1 protein-coding gene is annotated in these 1,100 nt (G+C 59.4%); it reads right to left on the minus strand.

The window, feature by feature from the left end:
* On the minus strand, positions 1–1,100 hold a 1,100-nt coding region (locus tag C7534_RS32225), incomplete at both ends, for an autotransporter-associated beta strand repeat-containing protein (RefSeq protein WP_177412327.1).

A 1,100-nucleotide genomic window follows, 5' to 3' on the forward strand; every position in this document is an offset into this window, starting at 1 on the left:
GCACCCACTCCGCTTCCAAAGTTGAACGCCTGTCCATTGTTGGACGCATTCAACGTACCCGCTCCGGTCAGGACGTTGTCGAAGCTGAACGCACCGGTGGTTTGGGCATTGACCGTGCCACCCGCCGCAATGTTCACGTTACCCGAACCCAGGTTAGTGGTACTGCTGGTCGCCGAGTCAGCGACAGCCAGCGTCCCGAGATCCGTGACATTCCAGTTACCGGTGTAAGCGGAGTTATCCGCCGTGATGGTGGCTTGTGAGCCGCTCACGGTGGTGGTTCCAGCACCCGCCAGTTGGTTATCGAAGACGCTGGCCGTGGTCAGCGCCAACTCAAGATCCGCTGCCGCATCGACATTCACCACGCCAGTGCCTGCGCCATCAGCGTTCGTCAGCTTCAGCACCCCGCCAGAAATCGTGGTCGGGCCGCTGTAGCTGTTAGCACGTGCGATGGTCAGTGTGCCTGTGCCGTTCTTGGTCACCGCACCTGTGCCATTAATTGCGTTATCCAGCGTCCAGTCGGTCGCGGTATCGACGTTAAAGGTACCGGTGTTGTTGACAACCGCCGTGCCCAGATTCGCCGCTTCCGTTGCGGTCAGGCGGGTGCCTGTCGCTGTGTCCCAACGGCCCGACAGAGTATTAATGCCCGCCAGCGTCACATCAGCGGCGTTGCTCAGTTGCACTGAACCCACGCCATTGATGACGTTATCCAGCGTGCCTGTTGCACCGGTCATACGCAGCGTACCGGCAGTGGTAATTTCACTGCTGCCCAGCCCGTCGATATTGTTGATATTGACGGTGGCACCGTTGGCGATAGCCGTCGCAGCGCTCAGCCCGCTGTTCGCGCCCTGCACATCCAGTGTTCCACCGTTAACGTTCAACTGACCCGCACCGGTCAGTGCGCCTGCTGAAGTCCCGCCATTGCTCAGATTCAGCGTGCCGCTGTTGACGTTCAGCGTTGAGCCCATCGCGCCATTCAGCGCACCAAGAGTCTGCGTTTTACCGTTGAGATCAAAGGTGGTGGTATCCGCGAGGTTTAACTTGCTGGTCTGGCCGAGTGCATTGTCACTACCCGCCTGCAACGTCCCGGTATTAACACTGGT

Origin of the sequence: Pseudomonas sp. OV226, from assembly GCF_003148705.1 — a bacterium.
Classification (GTDB): Bacteria; Pseudomonadota; Gammaproteobacteria; order Pseudomonadales; family Pseudomonadaceae; genus Aquipseudomonas.